Raw genomic sequence first — 23818 nt, 5'->3', positions numbered from 1 at the left:
GACTTGCAGGGTGGAATTGTGAAAGCGTAGAACCCTTTACATGCACGCAACCGGTCCCTTCTCGAATCTCTCGGACGCCCGCGCCATCGCGGAACTGAACGACCGATCCCGCGAGATCTTCCGCCAGATCGTCGAGAGCTATCTCATGACCGGCGAGCCCGTCGGCTCGCGCCATCTCTCCCGCATCCTGCCGATGACGCTCTCACCGGCCTCGATTCGCAACGTGATGGCGGATCTGGAGGCGGCGGGCCTGATCTTCGCGCCCCATACCAGCGCCGGGCGGCTGCCGACGGAAATCGGCCTGCGTTTCTTCGTCGATGCCATGCTGGAGATCGGCGACGTGTCCGCCGACGAGCGCGCCCGGATCGAAGCCCAGATGCGGGCCGCCGCCAGCGGCCACACCATGGAATCCGCCCTGGCCGAGGCCTCGGCTTTGCTGTCGGGCGTGTCGCGCGGCGCGGGCGTGGTGGTGACGTCGAAATCGAATGCCCGCCTGAAGCATATCGAGTTCGTGCGGCTCGATCCCACCCGTGCGCTCGTGGTGCTGGTGTCGGAAGATGGCTCCGTCGAGAACCGCCTTCTCGACCTTCCCGCAGGCCTGCCCGCCGGCGCGCTCACGGAGGCCGGCAACTTCCTCAATGCGCGCATCCAGGGCAAGACGCTCGGCGATCTCAAGCAGGAGATCGTCTTGCGCCGCGAGGAGATGGAACGCGCTCTGGACGCGCTTACCGCCAAGCTCGTCGAGGCGGGACTGGCCACGACCGTCGGCCCTGCGGACTCGCGCCAGCTCATCGTGCGCGGCCAGGCGAACCTGCTCGACGACCTGAAGGCCGTGGAGGACCTCGAGCGCATCCGTTTGCTTTTCTCGGATCTGGAAACGCAAACCGACGTCATCGACCTGCTCAGCCGCGCCGAAGGCGGTGAGGGGGTGCGCATCTTCATCGGATCGGAAAACAAGCTCTTCTCGCTCTCCGGTTCCTCGATGATTGCCGCACCTTTTCGTGACGGCAATCAGAAGATCGTCGGCGTTCTCGGCGTGATCGGCCCGACACGGCTGAATTATGCGCGCATCGTGCCGATGGTGGATTACACGGCCAAGGTGATCTCGCGCATTCTTGAACAGGGGCACTGAGCGACAAGCCCAGCTTTGCGCTACTGCGCGTCTGTACCCACGAAACCTTGAAAATCAAGGGACTGACGTCGATTTCGCCCGAGGCGAAATGGCTGCGCGCTTCTTCGGCAGCCCGCAGCATATTGCCTCGAACAGGAAACCATCTCCTCCCCAGGCGTTAAACCTCCGGCTCGCCAATGCGGCCCATTTTCCTATCAACCGAGGAGGTTTCTGTGAAGACGCTTTCGATCGTTGCCAGCACCGGTTTCATGGTGCTCGGAACCATCGGCCTTGCGCAGGCTCAGGTCAGCGGAACGCCCAACTCGCCCTTCCCCCATGCCGCTCCCCACGAAATCCGTACGATCAACGGCGTTCCATGCCGAACCGTCCTTGATCACAACAGCGGTCAGCGCATCCCTGTACAATGCGCTGCCCCGACCGGCATGGTCGGCATGGACCCGATGTCAACCGGCAGCATTCTCGTTGGACCGCCGGCTGGCGGGGCCGCTGTCTCGGGCACCCCGACCTCGCCCTTCCCCAACGCCGCGCCGCATGAGATCCGCGTGATCAACGGCGTTCCGTGCCGCACCGTCCTCGTGCAGGGCACGGGGGAGCGCGTTCCCGTCGAGTGCGCTCGCTGACCGGATTTTCCAAGGCATGACAAGTGCGTTCTCTAGCCGCGCGCTTGTCGTGCCATGGGCCGGAACAGTACGTAGAGCAGGAGAATTCCGGCGAGCAGCGCTCCTGCTAAGGCGGGCGCCCGCCAGTCGCCGGCTGCAACGCGCACGATCACGAGGCCTGCGCAGACGAGAGTGCCGAGGATCGGCAGAGCTTGCGGGATCTCGAAACGTCCGCGCGGCTCGCCGTCACGGTTCTTCAGGATCACGAGCGCCCCGTTGAGGCTTGCGAAGACCGTGAGCAGCAAGAGTACGGTCGCGGAGGCGAGTTGGGCGATGGTACCGATGACGGCAATCGGAGCCGCAACGGCGAACAGCGCCAGAATGGCGAGATGCGGCGTGCGACGCCGCTCATGGACGCGTCCGAGCCATGCCGGCAGCAATCCCTGATGTGCCATGCCATAGGCGAGGCGCGAAGCCGTCACGTAGTTGACGAGCGCGGTATTGCCGACAGCAAAGAGCGTGATGGCCGTATAGACGATGGGCGGCAGCCAGGGTGCGGCCTTTTCCATGACAGTCGTGAGCGGACCCGGCGCGGCTGCGAGCTCACGCCAGGGCAGGACCGACACGGCTGTGATCGAAACCGCGACATAGATCACGGCCGAGATCGCCATGGCCGCGATGAGACCGATGGGGATGGTGCGCTCCGGATCGCGGCACTCCTCCGCCACGTTGATGGTGTCCTCGAAGCCAAGGAAAGCGAAGAACGTGAGCACCGCACCCTGCAGCACGAGCAGGACCATCACGTCGCTTGCGCCCTCTCCTGGCGGCGGGATCTCCAGAAGATCGACCGACCCCCAAGAGCTGATGCCCACCGCCACCACCAGCAGCAGGCCGCCCGCCTCGATGCAGGTGCAGAGCACGTTGACCCACATGGATTCGCGGATCCCCCTCAGCACGAGGCCCGTGAGGAGGAGAAGGAACCCCAGCGCCAGCAGCGTCACGGTTTCCTCTCCGCTGCCGGTCAGGCTTGCAAGATTCGCCGCGAAGACGCGCGATTGCGTGGCGACCGAGGTCAGGGCTGAGCAGGCCACGGCCAAGCCTACCACGAAGCCGACCAGAGGCGAGCGATAGGCGCGCTCCGCCACATAGGCCGCGCCGCCCGCGCGGGGGTAGCGGGAGCCGAGGGAGGCATAGGTCAGGGCCGTGAGCAGAGCCGCTACCAAGGCCACCAGGAAGGCAAGCCAGATCGCATTGCCCACCTGCCCTGCCGCCTGTCCGATCAGGCCGTAGATGCCAGAACCCAGCATGCTGCCGAGCCCGTAGAGGGTCATCTGGAAGGGGCCGATGGAGCGGTGGAGTTCGGGACGCTCTTTCTCACCGTAAATGCCCGCCGCATCCGTCATGACAGGAGGCTTCGCCATGGCAACCTTTCGCACCTCTCTCCACCGTCAGCAGGAAGTAGGGCGCACAGGCCCGTCGCGAAACTGGGCCATCGTTCACATACGCCGAGAGCATGCCAGAACGGGATCACACGGTTTTCAAAGCGGCGTCATGCTGTTATGGAGGGGTCATGATTCTTGCTGCCGCCTCTTCGAAGCTCTTGCGGATGACGCCGCCGTAGCGCACGCGCACAACCTGAATCGACCATTTTCAAATCCTGGAGCCCGCTAGCCTGCCCCCCTTGCGGTGGCAGCGTGGTTGTGAGCGGTGCTTTCAACAGCCCTGGCGACCAGGGGCTTAGAGGCCTTTTCTATGACATCTCTCTCCCGCCTCAAAGCCGAGTGGTTCCCGAACGTCCGTAACGATCTCCTCGCCGGGACGGTGGTGGCTCTCGCGCTTATCCCCGAGGCCATTGCGTTTTCGATCATCGCAGGTGTCGATCCCCAAGTCGGCCTCTATGCCTCCTTCTGCATCGCCGTCGTCATTGCCTTCGCCGGCGGGCGCCCCGGCATGATCTCCGCCGCAACGGGCGCCATGGCTCTCGTAATGGGATCCCTCGTGAAGGATCACGGGCTTCAATATCTGCTGGCGGCCACGCTTCTGACGGGCGTGCTTCAGATCCTCGCGGGCCTCCTGCGCCTCGGAGATCTGATGCGCTTCGTCTCCCGCTCGGTCGTGACGGGTTTCGTGAATGCGCTCGCGATTCTCATCTTCATGGCGCAGTTGCCCGAGTTCAATGGCGCGGGACCGCTCATGGTCGGGATGGTAGCCGTCGGGCTCGCCATCATCTACGGATTGCCGCGTCTGACGAAGGCGGTTCCCTCGGCCCTCGTCACCATTGTGCTGCTGACGGCGGTCTCCATCTATTTTGGGTTCGATCTTCGCACCGTCGGCGACATGGGCCAGCTGCCGAGCGATCTGCCGACCTTCGCTCTGCCCGACATTCCGCTCAATTTCGAGACGCTCGAAATCATCCTGCCCTATTCGCTGACGCTCGCCATGGTAGGCCTGCTGGAATCCCTCATGACGGCTGCCATCCTGGACGAGATGACGGACACGGACAGTTCCAAGAACCGGGAATGCACGGGCCAGGGCATTGCCAACATCGTGGCGGGCCTATTCGGCGGCATGGCGGGCTGCGCCATGATCGGCCAGTCGGTGATCAACGTCTCCTCGGGCGGGCGCGGGCGCCTGTCCACCCTTTGGGCGGGCGCGTTCCTGCTCTTCCTCATTCTGGTGCTCGACGAGTGGGTGCGTCAGATCCCCATGGCCGCCCTGGTTGCCGTGATGATCATGGTGTCGATCAACACCTTCCAATGGGGCTCGATCCTCGCCATGCGCCTGCACCCGAAGAGCTCCACCATCGTTATGCTGGTGACCGTGGCCGTGGTGGTCCTCACCCACGATCTCGCCAAGGGCGTGCTGGCAGGCGTGATCCTCAGCGGCATCTTCTTCGCCCGCAAGGTCGCCAAGTTCTTCCGCGTGGACTCCAGCCGCGAAGGCAGGGTGCGGACCTATCTGGTGAACGGCGAAATCTTCTTCGCTACGGCAGAGGCCTTCCATAGCGCCTTCGACTTCCGCGAGGAGGACCTGGAGAAGGTCGTCATCGACGTCCACGCCTCCCATTTCTGGGACATCACCGGCATCAACGCCCTAGACCGGGTCGTGCTGAAGTTCCGCCACCACGACATTCCGGTGGAGATCGTGGGTCTCAACGAGGCCAGCGCTACCCTGGTGGACCGGCTAGGCATCCACAACAAGGAGGGAGCGGCGCTCCCCTCGGCGCACTGAGCCTTCCGGCCCGCACGGCACCCGCGCGGGCACGACATCCCACAGGGGCAGGCGGATGGCGCCTGCCCCTGTGGGGCGGATCGAGAGAGGGGGTGGGTTTAACCCCGTCCCTGCCCTGACTACATGAGGGGATGTACCGTCCTTTTGAGAGGCCAAGCCTCACTTCTTGGGCTTTTAGGCCTGTCTACGGGGCTCTGCCCTTGGCGCGGCACCGGCTTCCCTTGGCTTTGGAGAGCCTTGCTGCTATTGCGGCCTCAACCATTCTTATCCTTGTAAGATTATGACCGCTCGCACCTTCGACAACATCCGGAACTTCTCCATCGTGGCGCATATCGACCACGGGAAGTCGACCCTGGCCGACCGCCTGATCCAGGCCACCGGAGCGCTCTCCGCCCGTGAGATGACGGAGCAGGTGCTCGACAACATGGACATCGAGCGCGAGCGCGGCATCACCATCAAGGCCCAGACCGTGCGCCTGGAATACAAGGCTCAGGACGGCAAGACCTATATCCTGAACCTCATGGACACCCCCGGTCACGTGGACTTCGCCTACGAGGTCTCGCGCTCCTTGGCCGCATGCGAAGGCTCGCTTTTGGTCGTGGACGCGTCCCAGGGCGTCGAGGCCCAGACCCTCGCCAATGTCTACCAGGCCATCGACGCCAACCATGAGATCGTGCCCGTCCTCAACAAGATCGACCTGCCCGCCGCCGATCCGGACCGGATCAAGGAGCAGATTGAGGAGGTGATCGGCATCGACGCTTCGGACGCCGTGCCGATCTCCGCCAAGACCGGCCTCAACATCGAGGGCGTACTGGAGGCCATCGTCCAGAAGCTGCCTCCGCCGAAGGGAGACCTGGAGGCGCCGCTGAAGGCGATGCTCGTCGATTCCTGGTACGATGCCTATCTCGGCGTTGTCGTGCTCGTGCGAATCATCGACGGCACTCTGAAGAAGGGCCAGACCATCCGCATGATGGGCACCGGCGCCACCTATGGCGTCGACAAGGTCGGCGTGTTCCGGCCCAAGATGACGGACGTGGATCAGCTCGGCCCCGGCGAGGTCGGCTTCCTCACGGCTTCGATCAAGGAAGTCGCTGATACCCGCGTCGGCGACACCATTACCGACGAGCGCAAGCCCACCGCCGAGGCGCTGCCCGGCTTCAAGCCCGTGCAGCCGGTGGTATTCTGCGGCCTCTTTCCCGTGGATGCCGCCGATTTCGAAGCCTTGCGCTCCGCGATGGGCAAGCTTCGCCTGAACGACGCGAGCTTCACCTACGAGATGGAGACCTCCGCCGCGCTCGGCTTCGGTTTCCGCTGCGGCTTTCTCGGCCTCCTGCACCTCGAAATCATTCAGGAGCGCCTTGAGCGCGAGTTCAACCTCGACCTCATCTCCACCGCACCCAGCGTGGTCTACCACCTGCGCATGACCGACGGCACGTTGAAGGAACTCCACAACCCGGCCGACATGCCGGATGTGATGAAGATCGAAACGATCGAGGAGCCATGGATCCGCGCCACGATCCTCACCCCAGACGATTATCTCGGCGCCGTGCTCAAGCTCTGCCAGGACCGCCGCGGCGTGCAGATCGATCTCAACTATGTCGGCAAGCGTGCGATGGTGGTCTACGACCTGCCTCTCAACGAAGTGGTGTTCGACTTCTACGACCGCCTGAAGTCGGTCTCAAAGGGCTACGCCTCGTTCGACTATCACATCTCCGATTATCGCGAGGGCGACCTCGTCAAGATGTCGGTGCTCGTCAACGGTGAGCCCGTGGACGCGCTTTCCATGCTGGTGCACCGCACACGTGCGGAAGGCCGCGGCCGCGCCATGTGCGAGAAGCTGAAGGAGCTGATCCCACCGCACATGTTCCAGATCCCGGTGCAGGCGGCGATCGGCGGCAAGATCATTGCCCGTGAAACCATCCGCGCCCTGCGCAAGGACGTGACCGCCAAATGCTACGGCGGCGACGCCAGCCGCAAGCGAAAGCTGCTCGACAAGCAGAAGGAAGGCAAGAAGCGGATGCGCCAGTACGGCAAGGTCGACATCCCGCAGGAAGCCTTCATCGCCGCTCTGAAGATGGATTCGTAAGGGCAAGGCCATCAGGCCTTTCTCACCGCCATTTCCCGAGCTCGGCGGACGGGGCCGCAACGCAGTGCTTCTCACCCGCGCCGATGAGAAGATGGACCGGTCCGGAAATGAAACAGACCTGGATCAGGATCGGCACCGCCAGCATCGCGATCACCAGGGGCTGCGCAAGAATCTGCGCGTCCTGGAAGCCGAAGGGAAGCATCAGCCTCGCCAGCCGCGCCGCGAGCGACAAAGGCTGAAGCACGCGCAGCAGGTTAGCAAACGTCCCTCGCTTCCTTCGCCAGCAGCGCGTGGCGAAGGGCCTGTGCGGCAACCATCGGCAACGGAAATACAGCACGATCGATAGAACCAGCCCGTCCCAAGACACCGTGATGGTCGAGATCCCGAGCAGGAGGCCGATGATCGGCACGAGGGCGAACACCTGACCGCGTCGTTGTGCGCGACCTGCGAGAGCGTGAAATAGGGTCCGCCTTTCGTCAGGTTGCTCCAGACGAACACCATCGCCGCGCAGGACCCGCCGCCAGGAGGATGGCGCCCGCGATACAGGGGTTGATCCCGCCCTCAGGCAGATCGGGCCTGACCACGAATCCGGGGAAGAACCAGATGAGCTTCGTCATGGAGAACGGCTTCACCGCCCGGTTGATGAAGAGGGTCACGCCGATGCCGCACCAGTGTCGGCGCAGCTTGCCCAAGGCTGCGAGATCGATCCTAATCGGCACCGGAACGATCATCAGCCAGATCAGCGCCGCGACAAGCAGATTGACCTTGGCGATCTCGGCCGTACCGACCACCTGAAACACGCCGGACACCGTATGTCCGAGCGCAATGCCCGCGACGATGCTGAGCGCGGCTCAGAGGGTGAGATAGCGTTCAAAGGCGGACATGCCGTGCTCCCGCTTCCTGCTACTTGTCATATGGCATCGACTGGCGCGGCCGTCGCGCCCTCGATTCGGCCAATCTCACGCAACCCGCGCTCGAGAGCCGTTGCATCGAGCGTATCGAGGGGCAGGCTCAGGATAAGTGAAATGCGGCTCTTGAGATATTCGAAGGCTTGCACGAAGGCGGCTTCCTTCTCGATATCCGTCCCTGCACTGCCGCAGGGTCCGCGCTGCCCCGATGGGCCGTCGCGGGATGTCCGGGCCAAACGGGACAGGCCTCGCCCGCAGCGCTCTCGCAGACTGTGAAGACGAAATCCATCTGCGGTGCATCTTGACCGGCGGGTTCATCCCAGCTCTTCGAGTGGTAAAGGCGGGATCCATCGGATTCGAGCACCTTCACGGCAAAGGGGTTCAAGGTGCCCTTCGGCTAGCTTCCCTCCGAGAAGGCGCGAAAACGCCCCTCCCCCTCCTTGCGCGGGATGCCTTCTGCGAGGATTGAACGGGCGGCGTTACCCGCGCAGGAGAACAGGACGTTGGAGATGCGCTCAGCCATGGGCCGGCTCCTGCGGTGGGCAGCACGGAACGAGATCCGCGATCAGCGGCGCGCAGACATCCGGCCTGCCGCCGCAGCAATCCTTGAGCAGGAAGGTCGCAACAGGCCGAGAGCGGTCCAGGTCGGATCGGTAGATGATCGATAGGTTGCGCCGCTCGGAGCGGACCAGTCCTGCCCGCGTCAGCACGGACAAATGCGCCGACATGGTGTTGGCGGACACTCCAATCCTCGGGCGATATCTCCGGCCGCCATGCCCTCCGGCTCATGGGCGGCGAGGAGGCGGAACATCTTGAGGCGGGTGGACTGGGCAAGGGCCGCAAGGGCCAGGATGACGGCCGATTGCAAACCCTATTTTGGCTCTTCGCCTGACCGGAGGCCGGTTCCCTCGGCCCGCGCCTGACCGTGCCCGTTCATCCCGTTCCGCTCCCCGCCTGAGACGATACGGCGTGGTCCTGCAGCGCTCGACCTCAGGGCTTCGATCCCGGGTCGAGGATCTGCGCCAGCTCCCGGACGAGGGGGAACCCGTCCCTCCGGTCCGAGTTCAACCCAGGCACAGGGCCTGCCCCCAACGTCTCCCGATGAGCACGGTGCCTCCTCGAGCGCCGGGCTTTGGCATGTCGAGGAGGTGGCGGCGTGCGGGCCTTCGACCAGACAAAAATGAACTCCGTTTTAAGGAGAGTCCATGTCCTCCTCCCTGCGCTCTGTGCTGCCTACCCTGCTCGCGCTTCTTCTCGGCTACGCCCTCATGCAGATGGGGAACACTCTGCAGGGCACCCTGCTGAGCGTACGCGGAAGCCTCGAGCAATTTTCGCCGACCCAGATCGGCGCCGTCGGCGCTGCATTCTGGGTCGGAATCGTCATCGGCTCGCTGTGGGCGGGCCGGGTGATCCAGCAAGTGGGCCATGCCCGAACCTTCGCGGCGCTTGCGGCTATCGGGTCGTCTGTCGCGCTGCTTCACCTTCTGGTGATCACCCCCATGGTCTGGATTGCTGCAAGAGCGGTCACCGGCTTCTGCTTTGCCGGATTGTTCATCGTGGTGGAAAGTTGGCTCAACGCATCCGCGACGCCCCAGAACCGCGGGCAGATCCTGGGCTTCTACGGCATGACCGGACTGATCGCCGGAATCGGCGGCCAGATGCTCCTGCCGACGGGCGACCCGGCGGGTTTCAGGTTGTTCTGCTTCGCCGCCATTCTCATCTCTCTCGCGCTCGTGCCGACGGCTCTTTCACGCGCCAGCGCGCCGGCCCACGCCGTCGGGGAGGTCTCGATCAACCTGAAGCGCCTCTACCGCCAGTCTCCCTTCGGCGTGGTCGCCGCCATTCTCTGCGGCGTCACGACGAGCTCGTTCTTCGCGCTCGGACCCGTCTGGGCTCAGCAACGCGGGTTGAGCACCACCGAGATCGCCGTCTTCATGGCCTGCGGCACTCTGGGCGGCTTCCTGACCACCTGGCCGCTCGGCTGGTTCTCCGACCGCATGGATCGACGCTACGTGATCATCGGCGCATCCGCCATGGCGGCCACCATTCTGGCGGCCCTCGTCCATTTCGTACCTTCGGACGCGGCCCCTTGGCTGCTGTTCGTTTACGGGGCAATCTTCGGGGGCAGCGTCATTCCGACCTACAGCATCGTCACCGCGCACGTGAACGACATGGTCAAGCCGGGCGAGTTCGTCTCGGCCTCAGGCGGCCTTCTCATCCTCCAGGGACTGGGAGCCGCATCGGGGCCAGTGATCTCGGGCATGGCGATGTCCGAGTTCGGGCGGGTCGGGCTTCCCTACGTCATCATTCTGGCCCAAGCCCTGATGGCCCTGTGGGGCGCCTATCGCAGCATCCAGCGCCCAGTGGCCTTCGATGCGGACAAGGAGAGCTTCGTTCCCGAGCCGACCGTCCCCGTGGGCACCGTGCTCGCCCCGGCCCACGAGGTTGCTCGCTAAAGGGCCCGTCACACCAGGAGCGACTGCCCGCCGTCGATCCAGACCGGAGTGCCGGTGATGTGCCGGGAACGGTCGGAGGCGAGGAAGAGCACGAGTTCGGCCACGTCCTCGCTCGTCCCCGCCTCGCTTCCCGTGAGCGGAATGGGACCTTGGGGATATTCCGCGGGCACCTTCGCCTCCTCGGTGTTCCGTTTCTGCGTGTTCTTCTGGATCTCGGTATCGATCCTGCCCGGGCAGACCGCGTTCACGCGGATCCTGTGCTTGGCGAGTTCGACCGCCAGCATCTGTGCCATGGCCACCTGTCCTGCCTTGGTGACGGAATAGGCGGTCGCTCCGGCGCTCGTGAAGGTACGCGAGCCGTTGATGGAGGCCGTGATGATGATCGAGCCGCCCGCCTGCTTCAGGTGTGGCACGGCATGATGAAGGGTCAGATAGGTTCCGCGCAGATTCGTATTGATGGTGCGGTCCCATTCCTCCGGCTGCAATTCGTCGATAGGCGCCCACACACCGTTGATGCCTGCGTTGGCGAGGACGATATCGAGGCGGCCATAAGCCTCCACCAGATCCCCGATCGCCTTTCTCATCTGGCCGTCATCCGCCACATCCGCCACGAGCGGAATGGCCTTGCCGCCGGAGCGCCCAATCTCCTCCGACGTCTTGCGGATCTCCTCTTCGGTGTGGCTCAGCACACCCACCATCGCGCCCTCGCGTGCAAAGCGAAGGGCCGCCGCCTTGCCGATGCCGGACCCTGCGCCTGTTATGAGCGCAACCTTACCCTGAAGCTCCATGCCGTTCTCTCCTCGATGACGGACCGTCATGGCCTTGAACCGGAGGAGAGGATGCTTGTTCCTTAAGCGGTGCCGGCGCGGCGCCCGGACGCGTCGGCCGCTCCCATGCTCGCGATGAGCTGACGCAGGAGAAGACGCGTCTGCGAGATCTTCAGGTACTCGACGATGTGCCGCTCGATGCCGGCGTTGCGGATCAGGCCCGGGGTATTGCGCGAGGTGCCGCATCGGGGATTGTGATGGATGATCACGTCCATGATCCGTCTCCTCAAGGATCTCCCAAGGGTATCCTGATCAGGCATTCCAAACCGGCCGAAGCATAATTCATTTCGACGGCACCGCCGAGCTCGTGCGCGATGCTGCGGTCGATGAGGCGCGTTCCGAACCCCCGGCGCTTGGGCTTCGCGACCGGGGGACCGCCCTGCTCGCGCCAGTGGATGAGAAGTTCGCGCGAACCATTGCCGAGCGTGTCGACGGTCCAGTCGATCGAAAGATGCCCCAGAGACGCGGAGAGCGCACCATACTTGATGGCGTTGGTCGCCAGTTCGTGGCAGGCCATGCCGAGGCTCAAGGCCTGCTGGGGCTTGAGCCTCACGGACTCACCCCGGGCTCTGATGCGCTGCTGATCGATGCCGCCATGGGGCCGCAATTCGGCTTCGAGCACATCGTGCAGGGACGTGCTTTCCCAGTAGGTCTGCGTCAGCAGATCGTGCGTGGCTGAAAGCGCCATCAGCCGCGCCATGAAGTTGGATTGGAATGCCTCCGGATTCGGGCTGCTGCGTATCGTTTGAATGGCAAGGGACTGGACCGTCGCCAGGGTGTTCTTGACCCGGTGGTTGAGTTCGTGAATCAGAAGCGCCTGACGCTCCTCGGACCTCTTGCGGCCCGTGATGTCCAGGCAAGCACCGATCATGTAGTGCGGCCTTTTTTCGGCATCGTAGATGATGCGGCTGCGATCGTAGATCCACCGCTCCTCGCCGCCAGGGAGCAGGGCCCGGAACTCGTACTCGACCGTTCTCCCGGTCCTGAGGGCGTCTTCGATCACGCTCCTTGCGCAGTCACGATCGTCGGGATGAATGAGCGCGGAGAACTCCTCTACGTTCCGGGGCATCTTCTGGACACCGAGACCGAAGACGTTGACCATCGCCGGATCCCATTCGACGATGTTCCTCTGAATATCCCAGCGCCATGTGCCGGTGCTGGAGGCATCCAGGGCCGCGAGGAGCTTCTCCTGGGCCTCCTCGAGGCGCTCGACCGCGCGCCTCATGGATGTCGCGACGAGAGCCATGAGCAGGGCACCCACCATGAACAGGACGATGCTGGTCACGTCCGACGCGGAAAGCGCTCCGAATCCCCAATTCGGCGTGAAAAAGAAATACCAGGTCGCCAGAATGCTCAACCCGGTGGCCAGCAGGCCAGGCCAAAATCCTCCGATGACCGCCGCAAGCAGAACCGCCGGGAACATCGTGATGAAAGGAGTCGTGGATCCGATGACCGGCGTCAGGACAACTCGCACGAGCCCGGCGACGACGACGCAGCCAGCCGCGATCCCCATCGCGAGAGGCGAATTGGCTGGGACGAGCTTGGTGTACCGGGTGAGCAAGAAATGAGCTTTGCGCGTGAGAGGGAAGAACGGCTTCTACATAGAGCAAAGGGCTGCGGGAAGAAATGCATGCCAGGGCGGTGTCCTGGAAAGGTTCTCCGAAGCCTCCGCAACTTTACGAAGGCCGTGTTCCCCCGTTGAAAGGGCTTCTCAGAAGGACACGCGGCCTATACAGCTCGCTCCCTCCCGCAAGCTCAGATCCGTCAGCAGGCCTCGGATCAGGCCGTCGTATTCCTCCTTCGCCTCTATGTTGGAGAGGGAGAGTTCGAGCACCCAGTCATCTGAGAGGGGAAGGATGAAAGCCTCAACCGTCATCGGACCGCCCGGGAGATGGCCATCGACCCAGGTCGCCGACCAACGGACCGCTCCCGGGGCCAGGGAGGCAAGGGAAACCGATTGCGCGGGACGGCCGAGAAGGTTCTCATAATCCCGCTGCAGCAAGGCCGCATCCCGGCTCGCCAGATCGGGCTGAGGCAAGCCGTGGAGCTCATGCGAAGGGCGAAGGCTCACCACGAGTTCCGCATCGGAAGATGCCGATTTCAGGCGCGTCTCCAGACTGCCAGTGGTGGAGCGCCACTCCTGCGGCAGCGTGAACGAGAAGCACTGCCCGGAACCGGCGCGACCGGCCACGAGGGTGCGGCGCGACCCGGCGTCGAACTGCACCTGAACGCCGCCCGCGGGGCCGAAGGAAGCCTGCGACTGCGCTTTGGCCGCATGGGCCACCGGCGCTCCGCAGAGCGCAACCGCCAGGCCTGTGATGCAAGACAGCCGTGCAAAGCTCTTGCCCATGTGGTGATGATCCTCAAACTGCGATCTGTTGGTAGCAACGCCTGAGAACTGTGCCGGTTGCCTTTCCTGCCTTGGCCTTGAGTTGCCCGGCAATGACCCTACCTCGCTCAAGAACCGAACGATTTTGGGAGAGAGCACATGCAGGCTTCGTTGCGCGCCTCGGTCTTTGCAATCCTTCTTGCTGCGGCGGGACAGGCTTCGGCCGCGACCTGCCGGGATCCCGCCGGGTTCGAGAAATGGCTCGACGACATTGCGCAGGAGGCCATCGCCCAGGGCATATCGCCGGAAGCGGTCAGGCGCGGATTGTCGGGTGTGACATTCGATCAGAACGTCATCAAGCGTGATCGTGGCCAGGGCGTGTTCAAGCAGAGTTTCGCACAATTTGCCGGACGCATGGTGTCGTCTGCCCGCCTCAAGGGCGGAGCGAACATGCTGAAGAGGCATGCGGCCACCCTCGCGCGGATCGAGCAGCGATACGGAGTGCCGGCGCCCGTGCTCGTGGCGATCTGGGGCCTGGAGACCGATTTCGGCGCGGTGAAGGGCAAGCTCCCTGTCATCCGTTCCGTCGCGACGCTGGCCTATGATTGCCGCCGTTCGGAGTTCTTCCAGGCGCATCTCTTCGATGCCCTGCGCATCGTCGACCGGGGAGACCTGTCGCCCGGAGAGATGCGGGGCGCATGGGCCGGCGAATTGGGACAGACTCAGTTCATGCCTTCGAGCTACATGAAATATGCCGTCGATTTTGACGGCGATCGCCGCGCCGATCTGCTGCACAGCCCTGCCGACGTACTGGCCTCGACGGCGAATTATCTGAAGGGGCATGGCTGGGTGAGAGGCGGTGATTGGGTGCCGGGCACACAGAATTTCGAAGCCATCCGCGCCTGGAACAAGTCTCAGGTCTATGCGCAGACCATCGCCTATTACGCCACCAAGCTCGCAGGAAGAGACACGTCGGCCTTCCAGAGCCAGTGAGCCTCACGCAACAGAAAGGGCGGGCACAAGCGGCCCGCCCTTCTCGATCCATGAGATGCGATCAGCCCCGCGCGCGGGCGCGGATCATGAATGTGTCGTAGGCGTATTCGGCCACCTGGAACCAGAGGTACTCCTCGCCCCGGAAGGCCTTGTAGCTGTCGTAGATCTTCTTGAAGTCGGGGTTCTTGGCCGAAATCTCGTCATAGATCTCGTTCGCGGCCTTGTAGGCGGCTTCCATGATCTCCTGCGAGAAGGGACGCAGCTGCGCGCCGTTGCTGATCAGGTTGCGCAGACCCGCCGGGTTCTTGGCGTCGTACTTGGCCTGCGTATCCACGTTCACGTAGCCCGCCGCGGCCTGCATGGCGGCCTGATAGGATTTCGGCAGCTCGTTCCACTTCTTCAGGTTGATGAACATGTGGATCGCCGGACCACCCTCCCAGAAGCCCGGGTAGTAGTAGAACGGTGCGACCTTGTTGAGGCCGAGCTTGTCGTCGTCGTAAGGTGCCACCCACTCGGCGGCGTCGATGGTGCCGCGCTCCAGCGACGGATAGAGGTCGCCGCCCGCGATCTGCTGCGGAACAACGCCGAGCTTCGCCATGATCTGACCGGCGAGGCCAGCGATGCGCATCTTGAGGCCCTGCAGGTCCTGAACGGTCTTGATCTCCTTGCGGAACCAGCCGCCCATCTGGGCGCCGGTGTTGCCGGCGGGCAGAGCATAGAGATTGTGCTTGGCGTAGAACTCGTTCAGGAGGTCGTTGCCGCCGCCGTGATAGAGCCAGGCATTGGTCTGGCGGGAGTTCAGGCCGAAGGGCAGATTCGTGCCGATGGCGAAGGTCGGATCCTTGCCGACATAGTAGTAGGAGCAGGTGTGTCCCATCTCGACCGTGCCGCCCGCGATCGCATCGGCGGCCTGCGGTGCGCCGACGATCTCGCCCGGCGCGAAGGGCTGGATCTGGAACTTGCCGTCGGTGGCTTCGGACACGAACTTCGCGAAGGTCTCACCACCTCCGAAGAGGGTATCGAGGGATTTCGGGAAGGCGGAGGTCATGCGCCAACGGATCTCGGGAGCCGATTGGGCGATAGCCGGTTTGGCGATGGCTCCCGCTGCAGCACCGATGGTGGCGGCCTTGAGGAATGCGCGGCGTTTCATGGCGTCTCTTTCACGAATGAAGATTTCAACGCGCCGAAGAGACATAAAGTTTCAACTCGGCGCTCCGAAACGAAAAAAGGAGACACCGTCATAAGGATCCGGGCCGAAAAAAGCACTGCCCTGGAAGCAGGGGCCGTATGCACTGGCCGCATACCGCGCTGACGTGAAGCGGAAGCCTCAGACTAAAAGATGAGCTCGCCCGCACCCCACGCCAGCAGCACGAGAATGACGAAGACGAGCAGGAAGAGGGCGAACAGGATCTTCGCGATCGTCTTGGCGCCCGAGGCGACGCCGGTGAAACCCAAAGCGCCCGCGATCAGTGACACCACGAGAAAGATCAGAGCCCATTTCAGCATCGCGCAAGCCTCGTCGACGGTTCAGCTTGATGGATAAGCGCTCAGCTTGGCCTCGGTTCCCTTATCCGGGTCCGGCCGGCCCGCCGGTCACATCACCACGGTCACTTTGTCGGCCGCGCGGGTCAGCCCCGTGTAGAGCCAGCGGCTGCGATGCTCCCGGAAGGCATAGGATTCGTCGAAGAGCACCAGGTCGTCCCATTGCGAGCCCTGGGCCTTGTGAACGGTGAGCGCATAGCCGTAGGTGAACTCATCGGACTCGCGGCGCAGGGCGAAGGGCACTTCCTCCTCCGTGCCCTCGAAGAAGGCCTTGTGAACCGCGACCTCCACGGATCTGCGACGCACATCGTCGTCGGACACGACATCCATGCGAATGAAGTCGTTGCGGATGCCGCGCAGCGCCTGAATGCTCCAGGTGCCGCCATTGAGAAGCCCCTTCGTCTTGTCGTTGCGCAGGCACACGAGCTTCTCGCCCGCGGCCGGCATCGGATCGCGGTAGCCGTTCAGCTCGCGCAGACGCGTATTGTAGAGGCGGCGCGTTTTGTTGAGTCCCACCAGCACCTGATCGGCAGCCATGACGGCGACGGCGTCAATGTCGCGGCGGCGGAGGATCCGGCTCTCGCCATAGGTACCCGGCTCGAGCCGTCCGCCCTCCCGCACCTTCATGGACAGATGAACGATCGGGTTGTCCTTCGCCTGCCGATGCACTTCGGTCAGCATCACGTCCGGTTCGGCCTCCGTGAAGAACCCTCCCCCCTTGACGGGCGGCAATTGCGCCGGATCGCCGAGCACGAGGACCGGCTTGCCGAACGACAGGAGATCGCGCCCCAGCTCCTCGTCGACCATGGAGCATTCGTCGATCACGATGAGGTCGGATTTCGCCGCCTGACTCTGCCGGTTGAGAACGAATTGCGGCCCGTTCTCGTCACCCTCGCGCGAGCGGTAGATCATGGAATGGATGGTGGATGCGTCCGCGCAACCCTTGCTGCGCAGAACGAGGGCCGCCTTGCCCGTATAGGCGCCGAAAGCTACCTCACCATCGACGCCTTCGGCGACGTGCCGGGCGAGAGTCGTCTTGCCCGTGCCCGCGTAGCCGAAGAGACGGAATACGGGACGATCTCCGCGCCGGAGCCAATCGGCAACGGCCCTCAAAGCAGCGTCCTGCTGCGGCGACCAAGTCATGACGATTTCGCCTCGCGGTTCAGGTTGTAGAGCAGGCCGATCACGATGCAGGCGCTGCCGAGAAACACATAAGGATCGAGCGGCTCACCATAGAGCTGCCAGCCGACGAAGGCGATCAGAGGAATGCGCATGAAGTCGAGCGGCACGACCATGGTGGCATCGCCCCGGCGATAGGCATTGGTCAGGCAGTAATGCGAGAGCAGCCCCCCCGCGCAGAGTCCCGCGAGAGGCAGGACATGCGCTGGCTCGATGGAGAGCCAGAAGGCGCGCCCCACTCCGGCGAGGTTCATGGGAAGCTGCAGAAGGTTCATGAAGAAGAGGATCGAGAAGGTGCTCTCCGTACGGGTCAGCCGCTTGGTCATGATGGCCACGAGCGCGAAGGAGAACGCCACGCCCAGCATCAGAATGCTCGCCGGCTGCAAGGTTTCCACGCCTGGACGAAGAATGACGAGAACTCCTGCGAAGCCCAGCACGACAGCCACGAAACGCCCCCATGTCATCTGCTCCTGAAGCAGCGGGATCGCCAGCAGCGCGACCCATGCGGGTGCCGTGAACTCAAGGGCGAAAACGGTCGCGAGCGGCAGAAGCGTGAGGCCGAACGTCCAGCCATCGGTGCCTGCGAAATGCAGAACGTTGCGCGCGAGGTGAAGCAAGAAGCGCCGCGGCTTCAATCCCGGTCTCAGCCCGGACTTGATCCCTGCGAGCGCGAGCAGGATGGCGACGCCTGCGAGGTTGCGGATCGCCAGCATCTCGAAAACCGAGAAGGCAGGCGCAAGCGCGCGGACCGCGACGGCGGTTGCCGAGAAGGCGAGGAGCGCGCCGCTCATCCAGGCGACGACGGCGAGAAGATTGCGATGAGGCAAGGTGGACCACGGAGAGATAATTGACGCCCTTCGCTTACCGCGCCTTGCGAACCGCGTGAAGGGTCGAGCGGGAGGCAGGTTGCCGCGCGCCGGCGGTCGTTGAATCGGAGCGCCCGATTCAGTCTCATCTCCTGTCGCTACGTCATCGTCCCTGCGGAGTGATTCTTGAATCACTCGATGCGTCCATACGCATCTTCGCCACCTCCGACCGACACCTTTCCGAGCAGATCGGCGAAAAATTTTTTCGTCGTCGAGAACGGTTCGCGACACGCCTGCGAAGTGCGATCCATTGCTGTCGCGCGACCGACGCTTCCGACACGTGCCAGAGGCTGCCGGATGGTTTCAACCGGACAATCGTCTCGGGGGTAAATGATTGATATATAATGCGATTTAAGTAGCGATGCGAACTAGTCTGGTAGATCCGAAGTGATGTCGAGGAGTCCCAAGAAGAGTCTCTTCGCGTCCGATCACACGCCTTCTATCGCGTGCTGCAAGCGCAAGTTCATGCTGCTGTCGCCGTCAAAGTATCCACAGAAAAAGTACGAATTCTACTTTCTACACTTTCCGTTAATCGGAACCCGCTTGGTATAACGACGTTGCCTTGCAAGCGTGACGGTTGCACGCGAAGGCCCTTGAAGGAGGCGGCTATGCCGACAGACAACAAGAACCCGCTGACAGCGTTGTTCACGGGTGACACCGGTGCGACCAGCACCAAGAAAACCAGCGGAGCCAAGAGAGGCTCCAAGACCACTGCGAAGAAGGCCAGCACGTCCTCGGCTCGCAAGAGCACGAAATCGGCCGGCACCAAGACTGCTGCCAAGAAGACCGCTGCCAAGAAGACCACGGCCAAATCGGCCGCGAAGTCCTCGACCAGATCTTCGGCGAAGTCCTCCGGCACCAAGACGGCTGCCAAGAAGACCACGGCGAAGAAGACCGCTGCCAAGAAGACCACGGCCAAATCGGCCGCGAAGTCATCCGGCACGAAAACTGCTGCCAGGAAGACCGCTGCCAAGAAGACTTCTGCGAAGCCCGCCTCCCGGTCGGCTGCGAAGAAGTCTACGGCCCGCAAGTCCACCGCTCGCACCGCGTCGGCTCGCTCGACCTCGGCCCGCAAGCCTGCCACCCGCAGCGCGGTGAAGTCTTCCGCCAAGAAGACAGCGGCGAAATCGACGAAGCGCGCAGCCGCTGCGTCCAGCCGCACTTCCGCGACGAAGAAGTCCGGCAAGGTCGCCAAGCGTTCGACGAGCGCCCGTTCGGCAAGCGCCCGCAAGAGCCCCTCGAAGGCTCGCAAGCGATAAGCCAAGCATGCGTCAGTCGGCAGGGCTGAGTCCTGTCCTGGCGCATGGGCCTAAAAAAATCGCCCGGTGAAAGCCGGGCGATTTTCTTTTTCAAGCCGTGCCCAAATCCGGAATATTGTGCGCCCCCTGCTGGCCGCGCGGGCGAAAAGCGGAACCGGCTATCCGCTCGCTCACCCCTCTGCGCCACCACCAGTATGCGCCGGAGATCTCGCCTCCGTCGAGCGCGATGCCTTTCCCATCAGGATGGCCGGGACTGATCCCCGGACCGAGTCCAGGGGCGGCCATGACACGCTGTGCTGGCGCAACCTGCGGATCCGAAGGGCCGCCCACCATTCACATCCGGATGCTTTAGCGGCCGGTGCTCATGGGATCGCTCTCGCCCCAGTACGGAGTGGCGTTGTAGTAGCGGTGCACATGCTCCTCCCATTCACGGTCGTAGGAAGCATCATGCCCCTCGGCCGTCCGCCGGGGCGCGCCGCGCAGCTGGTCTTCCGTCAGGTTGAGCTCATAGGCATCGAGCTCGACGTTGTATTTCAGGACGCTCCAGGGAAGCGTGTAGTATTCCTCGCCCAGGCCCATGAAGCCGCCGAAGCTCATGACCGCATAGGCGACCTTGCCCGACCGCTTCTCGATCATCACGCGCTCGATGGTTCCGATCTTCTCGCCGTCCGAGCGGCGGACCGGAGTGCCTTCCACCTTGTCGCTGGCGATCAAGCTGTGGGTTTCGCGGACGTCACCACTTTGTACCGTCGTCTCCATTCTCTCTCTCCCTTCATCTGCAAGGTCTAAGGCAACGCTCGGGTCAGGGAGCCGTTCCGGTTCGAGGCCTTGCGCTTCCCAGGTCTCACTAGGCTGTTACGGTTCTCATCACCTGCGGCAGCAAGCGCTGCCATAGGAACCGCACCATGACCCTCACGTTGACCCTCGCTCTTGCCCCAGGACAATGAAGGAGATTGCCATGCCCGTTCGCCAGAAGCCTGTCGAGGAGCAAGTGGTCGTCATCACGGGCGCTTCCAGCGGCATCGGCCTCGCGACTGCCCATCATTTCGCGTCGCGCGGCGCCAGGGGCCTCGTTCTGGTGGCCCGTAACGAGGAGGCCCTGCGCAAGGTTGCCGATGAACTCAGCCGCGGCGGAACCCGCGCCGTCGCGGTGCCGGCGGACGTGAGCAAGCGCGAGGATCTGGAGCGTATCGCCCGCACAGCCATCGACACGTTCGGCGGATTCGACACCTGGGTGAACGATGCGGCGGTCGCTCTTTATGGCCCCCTCGACAAGATCCCTCTTGAGGATCAGCGACAGCTCTTCGAAGTGAATTACTGGGGCGTGGTCAACGGCTCGCTGATCGCAGCGGAGCACCTGCGCAGCCGCGGCGGCACCATCATCAATGTCGGTAGCGTTCTCTCCGAGCGTGCCATGATGCTTCAGACACAGTACTCGGCGTCTAAACATGCGGTGAAGGCCTTCACGGACGGTCTGCGCATGGAGCTGGAGGAACAAGGCACGCCGATCGCCGTGACCCTCATCAAGCCGTCCTCCATCGACACGCCCTATGTCGAACACGCCCGGAACTATCTCGACAAGGAAGCGGCCGTTCCGCCGCCGGCCTATGATCCGCATCTGGTGGCCAAGGCGATCGTCTTCGCCGCCGAGCACCGCAGACGCGAGCTGACCATCGGCTTCGGGGGATGGGTCATCGGCGCAATGGGCAAGGTCGCGCCGCGCATGATGGACAAGGCCATGGAACTGACGGGCTACGGTGCTCAGACGACCGACCGGCCCGAGCGCCGGCAGATGCACGACAATCTCTATCGCGCGCGCGAGGACGGCGACATGTATTCGTCTCTTCCGGGAGAGCCGCGCAAGACAAGCCTGCTACTCGAGGCGCAGCTCCATCCCTTAGCAACCGCAGCCGTTCTGGCAGGCGTCGGCGCCATGGTCGCAAGCGTTCTCCTTGCCCCGTTCATGAGCGGCTCGCGCCAGGCCCCTCGTGCGAAGCGCCCTATGCCGCGCTACCAGCCCACCATGCGCCGCACCGGCAACGGACACGACAAGCGGACGATGGGCCCCGGCCATATCAGCCAGCGCAGCGCCGGCGAAGGCCGGCCGCAGCCGCGGCACTGATCGGCAGCGCAGCCCGGCCTCATCGCAGGGGGCCCTTATGCGGATCACGTCGCCATGGCCGGGCTCGCTCCGGCCATGGCGATGCGAAGGGCGCTGCGCTGTTCCGATCGTCCTCACCGACCCAAGGCCAGTGAGGACGCGGAAGAGAAGGCCGCCGACACGAAGGCGCTCCACGTGCGGCGCATCGCCCTCTCCGACCCGGGTCCACATTTGCGCACGATGCGCTAGCCTTTCCGTATGAATCCGATTCGCTCTCTTGCCTTCATCGCCGCCTTCACCCTCGGCGGAGCAGCCTTCGCCCAGGACAGGGGCACGCTCGAGCCGAAGCCTCTGCCGCCCCTTTCCAACCCGAACGACCCGAAGCTCGCCGCGAAAGAGCTGTTCGGCCGGAGCAGCGCCCCGGCCTCCCTTCGAGCCCGCTCCATCGGCGGCTATGCGCGGGGCTGCGTGGCAGGCGCCGCTGCGATCCCGACCGACGGCGAGACCTGGCAGGTGATGCGGCTCTCCCGCAACCGCAATTGGGGTCATCCGCAGCTCATTGCGCTGCTGCAGCGCCTCTCCGCGCGCATGCCGAGCATCAATGGATGGCCGGGTCTGCTGATCGGCGACATCTCGCAGCCGCGCGGCGGACCGATGATCACGGGTCACGCCTCGCACCAGATCGGCCTCGATGCGGATGTGTGGCTCACGCCGATGCCCGATCGCCGCCTGTCGCGGCTCGAGCGCGAGGAGATGTCCGCCACCAACGTGGTGCGCAGCGACTGGCTCGATGTGGATCCCGCGGTCTGGACGCCGCAGCACACGGCTCTCATCCGCGCCGCCGCGAAGGAGAATGACGTCGCGCGCATCTTCGTGAATCCGGCGATCAAAAAAGCCCTCTGCCGCGAGGCCGGGGAGGACCGGGGATGGTTGAGGAAGGTGCGGCCCATGTGGGGCCACAACTACCATTTCCACATCCGCCTCGCCTGCCCTGCGGGGGACGCCGCCTGCTCTGATCAGGCGCCGCCGCCAAGCGGCGACGGATGCGGTGCGGAACTCGCACGCTGGTTCACGCCGGCGATGCTGCGCCCGAAACCGGGCAAGCCTCGCCCGCCCCTGACTCTGTCTCAGCTGCCGGAGGAGTGCCGCCGCGTGCTCGCGGCACCGTGAGGCGCGGACGGCGGCTGCCCGTCCGCGCTTTCTCGCCCTTTTCCGCTACTCGGCCGCGACGCCCGTGCCGATCGGGCAGGACACTCCCGTTCCGCCGAGGCCGCAATAGCCGTTCGGGTTCTTGGCCAGGTATTGCTGGTGGTAATCCTCGGCGAAATAGAACGGCCCGGCATCGAGGATCTCAGTGGTGACGGGGCCGTAGCCCCGCGCCCCAAGCGCCTGGGCATAGGCGGACTTGGAGGCCTCGGCGGCCCTGCGCTGTGCCTCGCCGAACACGTAGATGCCCGAACGGTACTGGGTGCCCACATCGTTGCCCTGGCGCATCCCCTGCGTGGGATCGTGGTTTTCCCAGAACGTCCTCAGGAGCGCGTCGTAGGACGTCTTCCGAGGGTCGAAGACGACGAGCACCACCTCGTTGTGCCCGGTCATACCGGTGCATACCTCCTCATAGGTCGGATGGGGGGTGATGCCAGCGGAATAGCCCGCCGCCGTGATCCAGATCCCGTCTCCCATTTGCCAGAACTTGCGCTCGGCGCCCCAGAAGCAGCCTAGCCCGAAGAGAGCCTTCTCCATCCCCTCCGGGTAAGGCGGCTGGAGGGGGCGTCCATTGACGAAATGGGTCTCGGCCGTGGGGATCGGGGACGGGCGGCCCGGCAGCGCCTGGTCGGGCGTGGGAAGGGTGGCAGGTTTGCGGAAGCTGAACATGAAGGCCTCTCGTGTGACCCGCCTTATGTAAGCCTTCCTTGTCGCCGAAGGGAGGGTCTCCCCCTCACCTTGCCGTGAGGGCCTACCGTCCGGCGAAATAGCCCACGGGCTCGAGAGGCTTCTGGCCGAGCCAGAGAAGCAGCGCGCCGACGAGGAAGGCCGTGACGGAGGCCGGGAGCTGGAGGAACTGGATCAGGAAGGGATCCCAGAGCCAGGGATAGGTGCTGGCGGCTAGCTGCCCCTCAAGGCCCGTCGCGCCGCCCGGGAACAGGGTGCCGGCCGCGCTTGAGATGGAGGTGAACGACACCGTGTGATTGACGATGGACCGCGTTCCATCGATCACGAGCCCGATGAAGCCGGCGGCGACCAGCAGAAGCCCCAAACTACGCGCTAGGAATTTCAAGGAAGTATGCCTCTCCAAACAGAGAGGGATTA

The 23818-nt window shown here is 63.9% G+C and carries 20 protein-coding genes and 4 pseudogenes; 8 read left to right on the top strand and 16 right to left on the bottom strand.

Annotated elements, in window-relative coordinates:
* Positions 1–40: 40 nt before the first annotated feature.
* Entirely contained in the window at positions 41–1132 is a 1092-nt protein-coding gene (gene hrcA, locus GR328_RS08540) for a heat-inducible transcriptional repressor HrcA (protein WP_160884110.1), read from the top strand.
* A 212-nt stretch (positions 1133–1344) separates the two neighbouring features.
* On the top strand, positions 1345–1752 hold the full coding sequence (locus GR328_RS08535; RefSeq protein ID WP_160884109.1) for a hypothetical protein: 408 nt from the start codon (positions 1345–1347) through the stop codon (positions 1750–1752).
* A 32-nt stretch (positions 1753–1784) separates the two neighbouring features.
* On the opposite strand, the gene GR328_RS08530 is transcribed toward GR328_RS08535, so the two are convergent.
* The gene (locus tag GR328_RS08530; RefSeq protein WP_246215767.1) at positions 1785–3152 is read right to left on the bottom strand and encodes an APC family permease; all 1368 of its coding nucleotides are present in this window, start codon (positions 3150–3152) and stop codon (positions 1785–1787) included.
* 331 nt (positions 3153–3483) lie between these two features.
* Between GR328_RS08530 and GR328_RS08525 the strand changes: the two genes are divergently transcribed.
* Both GR328_RS08525 and lepA read left to right on the top strand, forming a co-directional pair.
* Complete coding sequence (locus GR328_RS08525) at positions 3484–4962, top strand: SulP family inorganic anion transporter (protein ID WP_160884108.1); 1479 nt, start codon at positions 3484–3486, stop codon at positions 4960–4962.
* A gap of 280 nt (positions 4963–5242) precedes the next feature.
* Positions 5243–7048, top strand: a complete 1806-nt coding sequence (lepA, locus tag GR328_RS08520; RefSeq protein WP_160884107.1) for a translation elongation factor 4 — start codon at positions 5243–5245, stop codon at positions 7046–7048.
* 34 nt (positions 7049–7082) lie between these two features.
* On the opposite strand, the pseudogene GR328_RS27230 reads toward lepA, so the two are convergent.
* The 3 pseudogenes from GR328_RS27230 to GR328_RS08500 all read right to left on the bottom strand — a co-directional run.
* Positions 7083–7887, bottom strand: a pseudogene (locus GR328_RS27230) (arsenic resistance protein); the annotation flags it as partial.
* Between the two features lie 71 nt (positions 7888–7958).
* Positions 7959–8479, bottom strand: a pseudogene (locus tag GR328_RS08505) (arsenate reductase ArsC).
* Positions 8472–8767, bottom strand: a pseudogene (locus tag GR328_RS08500) (ArsR/SmtB family transcription factor). The pseudogenes GR328_RS08505 and GR328_RS08500 overlap by 8 nt, the downstream one beginning before the upstream one ends.
* 394 nt (positions 8768–9161) lie before the next feature.
* Between GR328_RS08500 and GR328_RS08495 the strand changes: the two are divergent.
* A complete protein-coding gene (locus GR328_RS08495) occupies positions 9162–10412 on the top strand; it encodes an MFS transporter (protein WP_160884104.1) in 1251 nt (416 codons plus the stop codon).
* Positions 10413–10420: 8 nt separating this feature from the next.
* On the opposite strand, the gene GR328_RS08490 is transcribed toward GR328_RS08495, so the two are convergent.
* From GR328_RS08490 to GR328_RS08475, 4 genes and pseudogenes are all read right to left on the bottom strand, one after another.
* Positions 10421–11200 (bottom strand): SDR family oxidoreductase, encoded by a 780-nt coding sequence (locus GR328_RS08490; protein ID WP_160884103.1) that lies wholly within the window; start codon positions 11198–11200, stop codon positions 10421–10423.
* 101 nt (positions 11201–11301) lie between these two features.
* Positions 11302–11454, bottom strand: a pseudogene (locus GR328_RS08485) (thioredoxin domain-containing protein); the annotation flags it as partial.
* 11 nt (positions 11455–11465) lie between these two features.
* On the bottom strand, positions 11466–12800 hold the full coding sequence (locus GR328_RS08480) for an HWE histidine kinase domain-containing protein (RefSeq protein WP_160884102.1): 1335 nt from the start codon (positions 12798–12800) through the stop codon (positions 11466–11468).
* A gap of 150 nt (positions 12801–12950) precedes the next feature.
* Positions 12951–13589 carry a hypothetical protein gene (locus tag GR328_RS08475; protein ID WP_160884101.1) on the bottom strand — a complete coding sequence of 213 codons (639 nt, stop codon included), beginning with the start codon at positions 13587–13589 and terminating at the stop codon, positions 12951–12953.
* Positions 13590–13727: 138 nt separating this feature from the next.
* Between GR328_RS08475 and GR328_RS08470 the strand changes: the two genes are divergently transcribed.
* Entirely contained in the window at positions 13728–14561 is an 834-nt protein-coding gene (locus GR328_RS08470; protein ID WP_160884100.1) for a lytic murein transglycosylase, read from the top strand.
* 61 nt (positions 14562–14622) lie between these two features.
* Here the strand turns inward: GR328_RS08470 and GR328_RS08465 are convergent, their stop codons facing one another.
* The 6 genes from GR328_RS08465 to GR328_RS08440 form a co-directional block, all read right to left on the bottom strand.
* Entirely contained in the window at positions 14623–15711 is a 1089-nt protein-coding gene (locus GR328_RS08465; RefSeq protein ID WP_160884099.1) for a TRAP transporter substrate-binding protein, read from the bottom strand.
* 182 nt (positions 15712–15893) lie between these two features.
* Positions 15894–16067 carry a DUF1328 domain-containing protein gene (locus GR328_RS08460; RefSeq protein ID WP_160884098.1) on the bottom strand — a complete coding sequence of 58 codons (174 nt, stop codon included), beginning with the start codon at positions 16065–16067 and terminating at the stop codon, positions 15894–15896.
* Between the two features lie 87 nt (positions 16068–16154).
* On the bottom strand, positions 16155–17246 hold the full coding sequence (locus GR328_RS08455) for an ATP-dependent DNA helicase (protein WP_160884097.1): 1092 nt from the start codon (positions 17244–17246) through the stop codon (positions 16155–16157).
* Entirely contained in the window at positions 17243–18109 is an 867-nt protein-coding gene (locus tag GR328_RS08450; RefSeq protein ID WP_160884096.1) for a DMT family transporter, read from the bottom strand. The genes GR328_RS08455 and GR328_RS08450 overlap by 4 nt, the downstream gene beginning before the upstream one ends.
* Positions 18110–18611: 502 nt before the next feature.
* Positions 18612–19412 carry a hypothetical protein gene (locus tag GR328_RS08445; RefSeq protein ID WP_205789844.1) on the bottom strand — a complete coding sequence of 267 codons (801 nt, stop codon included), beginning with the start codon at positions 19410–19412 and terminating at the stop codon, positions 18612–18614.
* Positions 19413–19755: 343 nt separating this feature from the next.
* Positions 19756–20166, bottom strand: a complete 411-nt coding sequence (locus GR328_RS08440) for a PRC-barrel domain-containing protein (protein WP_160884094.1) — start codon at positions 20164–20166, stop codon at positions 19756–19758.
* 199 nt (positions 20167–20365) lie between these two features.
* Between GR328_RS08440 and GR328_RS08435 the strand changes: the two genes are divergently transcribed.
* Positions 20366–21529 (top strand): SDR family oxidoreductase, encoded by a 1164-nt coding sequence (locus GR328_RS08435; RefSeq protein WP_160884093.1) that lies wholly within the window; start codon positions 20366–20368, stop codon positions 21527–21529.
* A gap of 237 nt (positions 21530–21766) precedes the next feature.
* A complete protein-coding gene (gene mepA / locus GR328_RS08430; protein WP_160884092.1) occupies positions 21767–22678 on the top strand; it encodes a penicillin-insensitive murein endopeptidase in 912 nt (303 codons plus the stop codon).
* A 45-nt stretch (positions 22679–22723) separates the two neighbouring features.
* On the opposite strand, the gene msrA is transcribed toward mepA, so the two are convergent.
* Both msrA and GR328_RS08420 read right to left on the bottom strand, forming a co-directional pair.
* Positions 22724–23383 carry a peptide-methionine (S)-S-oxide reductase MsrA gene (gene msrA / locus GR328_RS08425; RefSeq protein WP_160884091.1) on the bottom strand — a complete coding sequence of 220 codons (660 nt, stop codon included), beginning with the start codon at positions 23381–23383 and terminating at the stop codon, positions 22724–22726.
* A gap of 82 nt (positions 23384–23465) precedes the next feature.
* A complete protein-coding gene (locus GR328_RS08420) occupies positions 23466–23786 on the bottom strand; it encodes a PetM family of cytochrome b6f complex subunit 7 (RefSeq protein WP_160884090.1) in 321 nt (106 codons plus the stop codon).
* Positions 23787–23818: the final 32 nt, after the last annotated feature.

The sequence above is a fragment of the Microvirga makkahensis genome (genome assembly GCF_009830105.1).
GTDB lineage: Bacteria > Pseudomonadota > Alphaproteobacteria > Rhizobiales > Beijerinckiaceae > Microvirga > Microvirga makkahensis.
Note: the sequence above shows the minus strand (reverse complement) of the source record. Positions and strands in the feature narration are given on the sequence as shown.

What these genes read in the sequence shown, in the direction of transcription:
- hrcA (WP_160884110.1), top strand. Translation starts at nt 41, where the DNA reads ATGCACGCAACCGGTCCCTTCTCGAATCTCTCGGACGCCCGCGCCATC.
- GR328_RS08530 (WP_246215767.1), bottom strand. Translation starts at nt 3,152, where the DNA reads ATGGCGAAGCCTCCTGTCATGACGGATGCGGCGGGCATTTACGGTGAG.
- GR328_RS08525 (WP_160884108.1), top strand. Translation starts at nt 3,484, where the DNA reads ATGACATCTCTCTCCCGCCTCAAAGCCGAGTGGTTCCCGAACGTCCGT.
- lepA (WP_160884107.1), top strand. Translation starts at nt 5,243, where the DNA reads ATGACCGCTCGCACCTTCGACAACATCCGGAACTTCTCCATCGTGGCG.
- GR328_RS08495 (WP_160884104.1), top strand. Translation starts at nt 9,162, where the DNA reads ATGTCCTCCTCCCTGCGCTCTGTGCTGCCTACCCTGCTCGCGCTTCTT.
- GR328_RS08490 (WP_160884103.1), bottom strand. Translation starts at nt 11,200, where the DNA reads ATGGAGCTTCAGGGTAAGGTTGCGCTCATAACAGGCGCAGGGTCCGGC.
- GR328_RS08475 (WP_160884101.1), bottom strand. Translation starts at nt 13,589, where the DNA reads ATGGGCAAGAGCTTTGCACGGCTGTCTTGCATCACAGGCCTGGCGGTT.
- GR328_RS08470 (WP_160884100.1), top strand. Translation starts at nt 13,728, where the DNA reads ATGCAGGCTTCGTTGCGCGCCTCGGTCTTTGCAATCCTTCTTGCTGCG.
- GR328_RS08465 (WP_160884099.1), bottom strand. Translation starts at nt 15,711, where the DNA reads ATGAAACGCCGCGCATTCCTCAAGGCCGCCACCATCGGTGCTGCAGCG.
- GR328_RS08460 (WP_160884098.1), bottom strand. Translation starts at nt 16,067, where the DNA reads ATGCTGAAATGGGCTCTGATCTTTCTCGTGGTGTCACTGATCGCGGGC.
- GR328_RS08455 (WP_160884097.1), bottom strand. Translation starts at nt 17,246, where the DNA reads ATGACTTGGTCGCCGCAGCAGGACGCTGCTTTGAGGGCCGTTGCCGAT.
- GR328_RS08440 (WP_160884094.1), bottom strand. Translation starts at nt 20,166, where the DNA reads ATGGAGACGACGGTACAAAGTGGTGACGTCCGCGAAACCCACAGCTTG.
- GR328_RS08435 (WP_160884093.1), top strand. Translation starts at nt 20,366, where the DNA reads ATGCCCGTTCGCCAGAAGCCTGTCGAGGAGCAAGTGGTCGTCATCACG.
- mepA (WP_160884092.1), top strand. Translation starts at nt 21,767, where the DNA reads ATGAATCCGATTCGCTCTCTTGCCTTCATCGCCGCCTTCACCCTCGGC.
- msrA (WP_160884091.1), bottom strand. Translation starts at nt 23,383, where the DNA reads ATGTTCAGCTTCCGCAAACCTGCCACCCTTCCCACGCCCGACCAGGCG.